Source organism: Planctomycetota bacterium (genome assembly GCA_038746835.1).
Classification (GTDB): domain Bacteria; phylum Planctomycetota; class Phycisphaerae; order Tepidisphaerales; family Tepidisphaeraceae; genus JBCDKH01.
Window position 1 is genome coordinate 1 of sequence record JBCDKH010000161.1, and the last position, 8,484, is coordinate 8,484.

Here is an 8,484-nt window from a genome sequence, read left to right on the forward strand (position 1 = left end):
AGCGGCCGGAGTTGGTCAATCGGATCGTTCATCCGAGGACTCGGCGTCGCGCGGCGATGGCGACCAACCACCGCCGAGCGAGCGCTGCAGAACGATGTAGGTCGTGGTCACGTCCGACTGACTCTGGATCAACCCGTCTTCGGCAGCGAAGAGCTGGCGTTCGCTATCGAGCACGTTCTGGAAGTCGGTTCGCCCTTCGAGGTAGAGCTCCTTCGACAGCTCCGCCGACTCGGCGGCGGCGGTTGACGCACGGGCAAGGGCCTCAGTCTGCTCGACCTGTCGGGCGTGGCGATAGAGCGAGCTTTCGACCTCTTGGATCGCATCGAGCACCGACGCGCGGTAGCCGATGAACGCGATCTCGGCGGCCGCTTCCTGGGCTCGAATGTCGGCACGCTCGCCGCCGGCGTTGAAGAGATTCCAGTTGAAGCTCGGGCCGAAGCCGAAGCCGTAGCTGTTGGACTCGAACAGCGTCCGCCCGTCGGCCGCGCTGTACTGGAAGCTGCCCGACAAGACGAATCGCGGCAGCAGATCGGCCGTCTCCACGCCGATCCGCGCCGTCTCGGCCGCCAGGACTCGCTCGGCCGAGCGAACGTCGGGACGACGCCGGATCACGTCGACGGGAATGCCGACCGAAATCTCCGTCGGCGGCATCGGAATCGGCGTCGGCTCGGCAAGCTCGTCGAGCAGGGCGGTCGGGTTCTTGCCGAGCAGGACCGCAAGGCTCAGCAGGCTGTCGCGAATCTCCGCGTCGATCGAAGGCAGCTCCGCCTGCGTGGTTGCGAGGTTGGTCTCCGCTTGAGCGACGTCGAGACGCGGGGCCGCGCCCTCGTTGGCACGGACCTGTGTGAGCTCCAGGCTTTGGCTTTGGATCTCGATGTTCCGTTCGGCAATCTCGCGTCTGGCCTGGGCGGTGCGCAGGCGGACGTAGTCGGTTGCGACTTGAGCCGCGATCAGAACGCGCACGTCGCGCAGGTCTTCCACCGACGCGGCAAGGTCCGCGTCCGCCGACTCCACGAGCCGGCCGATGCGTCCCCAGACGTCCAGCTCCCACCCGAAAACGCCGCCGATCGACGCGGTTTCGAACGACTCGGCGTTGGGCGTCTGGGGAAAGCCGTTTGCCCCGGCACGCTCCCAGTTGTACGAGCCCGTGCCGTCGATGTCTGGAAACAGCTCCGCCACGGCTCGCCCGCGGAGTGCCGCGAAGCGACGCACGTTCTGGAACGCGGTCGCGAGATCGAGGTTGGATTCGAAGGCTTCCTCGATCAGTCCAGTGAGCACCGGATCGCCGAGTTCGAGCCACCACGTTTCGATCGTCTCGGGCGTCGCCTGGTTGAACAGTGCCTCGCCGCTTCCGGCCCAGGCGGCGTCGGTCTCGAACTCGGGCCGGACGTAGTTTGGACCCACTCGGCAACCAGCCAGCGTGACCGACAGTGTGGCGGCGATGAGCGTTGCGGCGTACCGGCTCATGATGCCACCTTCATGCCGAGCTTCTCGGCGAAGAAGACGTAGATCGTCGGAATGACCAGCAGCGTGAGCACCGTCGACAGGCTCAGTCCGCCGATCATCGCCCACGACATGCCGGCCCACATCGGTCCGCCAAAGAGCGCCAGCGGCAGCAGTCCGCCGACGGTCGTGAGCGTCGTGAGCAGAATCGGCTTCATCCGGACGAGCCCCGACTTGGCCACCGCGTCGCGAAGCTCGGCACCTTCGGCGACCATGGACTCGATGAAGTCGATCAGCACGATCGCGTTGTTGATCACCGTCCCGCCGAGTGCCACCACGCCCAGCAGCGGCATGAACCCGAGCGGCCAACCGCTGAAGAACAGCCCGAGCATGGCCCCGATGAGTGCCAGCGGAAACGCCGTCAGCACCACAAGCGGCTTGATGACCGAGTTGTACTGAATCAGCAGCACCACGAAGATCAGCACCACGCTGATCATGAACGCGACGCTCACGGCCTCCTGCGCTTCGATGGTCTGTTCGGCCTCGCCGCCGACTTCGAGCCGGTAGCCCAGCGGCAACTGTTCGACCATCGGCGAGATTCGTTCGCCGACCTCCGATGTGACGTTGTTCGCCAGGAACCCGTCGGCGACCTGGGCCCCGATTGTCAGGCACCGCTCCCGGTTGTACCGGCCGATGGTGCCCGGCTCCAGACCACTGCCGATGTCGGCCAGCGCGGTGAGCGGGATGGTTCCGCCGGGCGCACGGATGGACGCCAGATCAAGACTCTCGATCGAGCTTCGCTGACTCTCGTCGAGTCGCAGGACGACGTCGACGAGGTGATCCCCTTCGCGAAGGGTCGTTAACACACCGCCGCCGTAGAGCAGGTCGAGCTGTTCGGAAATGGACCGACTCGTGACGCCCGCGAGGTAAGCGCGATCAGGATCGATCTCCAAATCGACAGTGTTGACCAGATCGCCCCAATCGTCTTGCGGCGTGATGGTGCCATTGACCTGGTCGTACTCGGCAAGCATCTGCCGACCGACATCGCGCATGACGTCGAGCTCGCGTCCGATGAATCGATGCTCGACCGGGTTGTCGATCGGCGGGCCGGTCATGAAGGGTCGGACGTCGATCTGCGCGCCGGGAATGTCCATCACCGCCCGTCGCAGCTCGTCAACCCACGGCCGGCTGACCTCGGGATTCGAGGTGTTGACCAGGATCATCGCGTAGTTCGGGACGCTGTGCTCCGGGTCGAGCGACAGGATCATCCGCGGGCCGCCATTGCCGACGAAAGTGGTCGTGCTGATAAGTCGGTCAGACCCGTCCTCGGTCTGGTTGCTCGTGTCGAGGATGAGGTTCTCGACTTTGGCGGCGATCTCTTCGGTGGCTTCGAGCGACGTGCCGACAGGCGTGTTGACGTGGACGAAGAACTGATCCCGCACGCCGCCCGGGAAGAACGCCGTCCCGACGACCGGCATCAACCCCAGCGACATCGCCACCGCAAGGCCGGCCGCTCCGAGCGTGATCGCCCGATACTGCACACAGCGATGGATCAGCGACGTGTAGATCTGACCAACTCTGCTCGTCTCCTTCGACTCTTTGGGCTTTGGCCGCAAAATCCACGAGCACATCAGCGGCGTGACCGTCATCGCGACGAAGTAGCTGCTGAGCAGCGTCGCCGAGACGACGATCGGCAGGCTCCGCATGTACTCGCCCTTGGCACCGGTGATCGTCAGCATCGGCAGGAACGCGCCGACGGTCGTGAGCGTCGATGACAAGATGGACCGGCCGAGACCGTTGGCCCCTTCGATCGCTGCCTCTTCGCGATCCATGCCCTCGTTCATGAGCCGCTGCGCGTTGTCGGTCACGACGATCGCGTTGTCGACCACCATGCCGAGAACGATGATCAGCGAGGCGATCGCAAACTGCTCCAACTCAACGCCGAACTGCGGCACGATGGCCAAGGCCGAGATCATGCAGAGCGGAATCGCCGTCGCCATGACGAGCGCGGGTCGCCAGCCCATCATGAGGAACGCGACCAGCAGCACGATGAGGATCGCCTGCCACAGGCTCTCGATGAAATCGGCGATCAGGCCGCTCACCTGGCGCGGCAGGTCGTTGACACGCGTGACGGCCAGCCCGTCGGGTAGCGACGTCTCTTTGAACTGATCGACGACTGCCTGAATCTCCTCGCCGAGCTGGACGACGTTTTCGCCAGTCTTCATCGTGATGCCGAGCAGCACGGCCCGCTCGGAGCGAACGTCGGGCGTGGCGAACCGAACGCCGGTCGAACGCGGCTCTTCGGCACCGCGAACCACGTCGAACGGCAGATCGCGAATGGTGACGTTTCGCGACTCGTCGACGGAGCGAACCGGCACGTTGAGGATGTCTTCCGTCGTCACCAACTCGCCGGTCGGCCGGATCGGGAATCGACGCTCGTCGGTCACGAGCATCGCGCCGCTGTTGGCGATGTTGCGACGATCAATGGCGGTGGCGAGCTCGTCGCGTGTGAGGTCGAGCTTCGACCACTCGACTGCGTCGATTTCCAGCCGAATCGTCTCGTCCGGTACGCCGACCGTCAGAACGCTCGCGACGGCCTCGATGCGTTTGAGCTCTTTTTCCAGACCGGAGGCGACCAGCTCCAACTCGCGATAAGTGAAGCTGCCGGGCTCGGCCGACTCGTCGAGGTGGATGACGAGGCAGACCGATGCCACATCGCCGAAGTCGGAGTTGACGAAAGGCTGACCGCATCCTTCGGGGAGTGTCCCGCGGACCATGTCGACCTTGTCGCGAATGAGGTCGAAGGTCTGGTCGAGCGTGTCTTCCATCACGCTGTCGAGCAGCGTGATGTCGATGCGCGAGTAGCCGGTCCGCGACATGCTCTCGATGGTGTCGACGTCTTCGAGCTGGGCGATGACGTCTTCGAGCGGATCGGTGACGAGCTCTTCCACGCGTGTCGCCGACGCGCCGGGCCAGTAGGTCTCGACGAGGGCGGCTCGAATGGTGATGCGCGGGTCCTCGCGCCGTGGCATCGACTGAAACGCAAGGATTCCAGCGACCACCACAATGAACGCGAACACCAGCGTCACCGGCCGGTGCGTGAGCGCGAGCTTCGGCAGGTTCATGGCGTGGCCCCGCCTTCCGATGCGCGGACAGCGTCACCGTCGGACAGGTATTGCATGCCCTGAACCACCACCGTGTCTCCCTCAGCAAGTCCCTCAGCAATGACGCGGCTGGAACCGCCCGACGTTTCGGCGACGTCGACGACGATCGACTGGGCCACGCCGTCGCGGACCACGAAGACCAGCCGCTCGCCCGTCCGTCGAATCACGGCCGATGTCGGCAGCCAGAGGCCTTGAGTAGGCAAGGCCGCGTCGAGCCCGACGCGAACGACGTCTCCGGGTCGGAACGTGTAGAAGGGCGAGCCGATCCGAACGCCGTCCTCGTCTGTGGGTTTCGGTGAGACGAGCAAAGGGTCGCCTTCGCGAAGGCCGTCGGTCGGCACGATGGCTCGGAGCGTCGCACGGTCCAATTGACGCCACTCATCGGTGAAAGTGATCGGCACCGCCCGCGGGACCTGAAGTGTCGCGCTGTCCGAGTTTTCGAGCGTCTCCCGCGAGAGGGCGAGCACGAACGTCTGGCCGTCACGTTCGAAGGTCGACGCGACGTTGACGAACAGCCCATTGCCCGACGTCGCCGGAAGCGACAGCACCGGGAAGAGATCACCCAGCGAGACGAAGTCGCTCTCGCCGGGGACGCCCTCGATCGGGTTGGGCAGAATGAGCCCGATGCGGAACGTCCGCGTACCCGCGTCGGCGACGCTGGCTTTTTCGAACACCGTCGCCGGGTACTGCGTGCCGCTCCCCGCATCGGCGTAAACGGGCATCTGCATGCCGATCGCGATCTGACGCTCCTGCTCGGCCGACACGGTGATGACGACCTTGACGGCTGTTTCCATCGTCAGTTGGACCACGGGCGTGCCGGCGTTGATGAACGCGCCGCGTTCGACGTAGCGACGCGTGACCCGGCCTTGGAATGGGGCTAGGAGGATCCTGGCGTCGAAGTCGGTTTCGGCTTGTTCGAGCCGATTGACAAGCTCCGCACGCGACGCACGAAGCGACTCAAGATCGGCCTGGCGAACGCGGAGGCTGCCTTCAGCTTCGGCCAACGAGGCGACGGCCGACTGCTCGCCCTGACGTGCCGACTCCAAGGCCGCCTCGGCCCGCGTCACACTCGCGGCAGCTGTGGTGAAGGCTGATTCGCTCTGGTCCAGCACTGACTGGGCGATGCTGCCCGATCCGATCAGTCGGCGATCGCGCTCGACGGTGATTCGGGCGAGTTCGAGCTCCGACTCTGCTGCGGCGACCGACTCGCTCGCCGACGTGACATCTGCCGTCGCAGCAGCGAGGGCGGATTTCGCGTTGCTCACGCGTGCGGGAAACACCGTCTCCAGCTCGACCCGCATCGACTCGATCTGCCGATCCGTCGACGCCAGCGAAAGCTCCGCGGCGTCGACAGACTGTTGGAAGCGATTCTCGGCGATTTCCGCAAGAACCGTCGCCTCACGAATCGGTTCGCCTTGCTCGTCGCGAAGCATCCCACCTCGGCCGTCCAGCTGGGCACCCTCGGCCGGCTCGCCGACGTCGACGACGGCTTCGAGAACGCCCGAGACGTCGAAGCTCAGGTCCGACTGTCGGTACGGCTCGACGACGCCCGCGACGAGTGTCTCAATACGCGGCACGCCGACTTCCAACGTCGTCACACCGACCGACCGCGGAGGAACGCCGGTCCCGGTGGCTGCTTCTTCGCCACAACCCGCGAGCGTCACAGCGGAAGCCAACGCGACGCAGGCGGAACGACAAAACCAGCTCAGATCCAGGCGCGGCCGATTCGGTCGACGAAGGTGTCGAGACGCTATGGCGGGTTCGATTCGTCTCACGGCTGTGCTCCGTCGGAAGTTCCTCATACGGGCGACAGGCTCCAAGCAGCTGCCGGACGAGGGCCGTTTTATCCAACTGGATAGCAGCATGCAAATCGAATCACCTGCTCCCCACAACGCGCGGGGAACCGATAACCGACGCCGACGCTCAAGTCCGAGCAGACCGAAGTCCGCCGAGCGTGACGTCGACGATGAGCGTGGCAATCCGGTCGACGTCGTCGGCTTCGAGCTTGGGTTTGTCGAGCAGCTTCAAGACGATTCCCTGACCAATCCGGAGCATCACGCACTGAAAAATGACGTTGAATGCGAGAATCTCCAGCGTTTCATCGTCTTCGATCTTCGGCTCCACCTCGCGCAACAGCGCCTTCATCATCTCATGACCCGGCTTGATCACGCGCTTGTAGAACGACGGATCAGGGCCGCCATCGCGGGAGATCTCTGCACGAAGAAGACCCATCGCCGTCGCGCGATCTTCGCTGGCTCGGACTTGAAACGCGACCATGCTCTTGACGGCCGAGCGGAACCGGCTTCTGGCTTCGTTGCGTTTGGGTCGTCGTGCCGGCGGCTCTTCGAGCGGCGGCCTGAGCATCTCGTCGACGGACGTGATCTGATGAATCGCGGCGAGGTAGAGCTCGTCTTTGCTTCGAAAGTGATACCGAATGCTGCCGTGCGTGACGCCCGCGTCAGCGGCGATGCGGCGAAGGGAGACCGCGTCGCGTCCGTGCTCGGCAAACAGCCGGGAAGCCGTCGACAGCAACCGCTGCTTGATGACGGGCTCGGACTTGGCGTCTCCTCGCATTAGCCAAAAACTACACCGAACTCGCCGCCGTGCGGAACCCCGGCGGTCCGGCCGTCACAGACTGCGACGGCGACTGAGCGTCGCCGCTCACGAAACCGACGGCTGCGTCTCGACCGCCGGCGGAAGATGACGTTCGAAGCCTGGACCACGCGGCTCACGCACGTGAAGCCGGTTATCGCCGATGATCAGACGTGAATCGTGGCTGTTGAGCAACCACGCGACCAGCCAGTTGAAGAGCACCCGCGTCCGATTTCGAAAGCCCACGAGGAACGCGATGTGAACCCCCGCCCAGAGCAACCACGCGAAGAACCCCGAGAATCGGTACGACCCGATCGCGGCCACGGCACGGTTCTTTCCGATGATCGCCATCGAGCCTTTGTCCCAGTACGTGAACGGCTTTGACCGCGTCGTCGACGAGCCGGCCTCAACCTCCTCCTTGATGACCTTGGCCGCGTAGCTGCCCATCTGCATCGCGACCTGGGCCACACCCGGCAGCGGACGCTCGGCCCCTTCGGCGATGAAGGACGCTGCATCGCCCAGGACAAACACCTCCGGATGCCCGGGAACGCTCAAGTCCGGCTCGACGATGGCCCGACCGGCTCGGTCGAGCGGCGTGTCGAGCGATCGAAGCAGCGGGCTCCCCTTGACGCCCGCCGCCCAGAACACGTTGGCCGCCGGGATGTACTCCTCGCCGACCTTCACGCCGCCGTCATCGACAGACGTCACCAGGCTGTTCAGCCGGACCTCCACGCCGAGCGCTTCCAAGTCCTTGTGGGCACGCTTTGAAAGCCGCTCTGGGAAACCCTCCAGCACACGCTTGCCGCCCTCCAACAAGATCACGCGGGCCGTCCGAGTGTCGATGTTGCGGTACTCGCGTGGCAGCGTGTTGCTGGCGATCGACTTGATCGCGCCCGCCAGCTCGACACCTGTCGGACCAGCACCGACGACCGCGAACGTGAGGGCGGCATGCCGCGTCGCCTCGTCGGCCTCGTGCTCTGCCGACTCGAACGCCAGCAGCATCCGGCGCCGAATCTCGGTCGCGTCCTCGAGCGTCTTCAAGCCCGGTGCGAGCGGTTCCCACTTGTCGTTGCCGAAATAGTCGTGGCGTGCGCCGACAGCAAGGACGAGGTAGTCGTACGGAACAGACCCTTCGGAGACGACCACACGCCGACGTTCGACGTCGATGTCGACCACCTCGTCCAGCACGATCTGGCAGTTCTTCGCCTTCGTCAGCGCGGCCCGAATCGGTGCGCTGATGCTCTCAGGCGAAAGCGATGCCGTCGCCACCTGATACAGCAGCGGC

At 64.8% G+C, this 8,484-nt stretch carries 5 protein-coding genes; all 5 read right to left on the bottom strand.

What is annotated here, in order from left to right; all coding sequences use genetic code 11:
• Positions 1-15 precede the first annotated feature (15 nt).
• Positions 16-1,467: an efflux transporter outer membrane subunit gene (locus tag AAGI46_13470; protein MEM1013213.1), complete on the bottom strand. Its 1,452-nt coding sequence runs from the start codon at positions 1,465-1,467 to the stop codon at positions 16-18.
• A complete protein-coding gene (locus AAGI46_13475; protein ID MEM1013214.1) occupies positions 1,464-4,568 on the bottom strand; it encodes an efflux RND transporter permease subunit in 3,105 nt (1,034 codons plus the stop codon). Before AAGI46_13475 ends, AAGI46_13470 begins: the two co-directional genes overlap by 4 nt.
• The gene (locus tag AAGI46_13480) at positions 4,565-6,184 is read right to left on the bottom strand and encodes an HlyD family efflux transporter periplasmic adaptor subunit (protein MEM1013215.1); all 1,620 of its coding nucleotides are present in this window, start codon (positions 6,182-6,184) and stop codon (positions 4,565-4,567) included. Before AAGI46_13480 ends, AAGI46_13475 begins: the two co-directional genes overlap by 4 nt.
• A 346-nt stretch (positions 6,185-6,530) precedes the next feature.
• Positions 6,531-7,181 (bottom strand): CerR family C-terminal domain-containing protein, encoded by a 651-nt coding sequence (locus AAGI46_13485; GenBank protein MEM1013216.1) that lies wholly within the window; start codon positions 7,179-7,181, stop codon positions 6,531-6,533.
• Between the two features lie 87 nt (positions 7,182-7,268).
• Positions 7,269-8,484, bottom strand: a 1,216-nt coding sequence (locus AAGI46_13490; GenBank protein MEM1013217.1) for an NAD(P)/FAD-dependent oxidoreductase, incomplete at its 5' end; no start/stop codon positions are given.

Bases quoted from the DNA above. Each gene is read 5' to 3' on its own strand.
- AAGI46_13470 (MEM1013213.1), bottom strand. From the start codon at position 1,467: ATGAGCCGGTACGCCGCAACGCTCATCGCCGCCACACTGTCGGTCACG.
- AAGI46_13475 (MEM1013214.1), bottom strand. From the start codon at position 4,568: ATGAACCTGCCGAAGCTCGCGCTCACGCACCGGCCGGTGACGCTGGTG.
- AAGI46_13485 (MEM1013216.1), bottom strand. From the start codon at position 7,181: ATGCGAGGAGACGCCAAGTCCGAGCCCGTCATCAAGCAGCGGTTGCTG.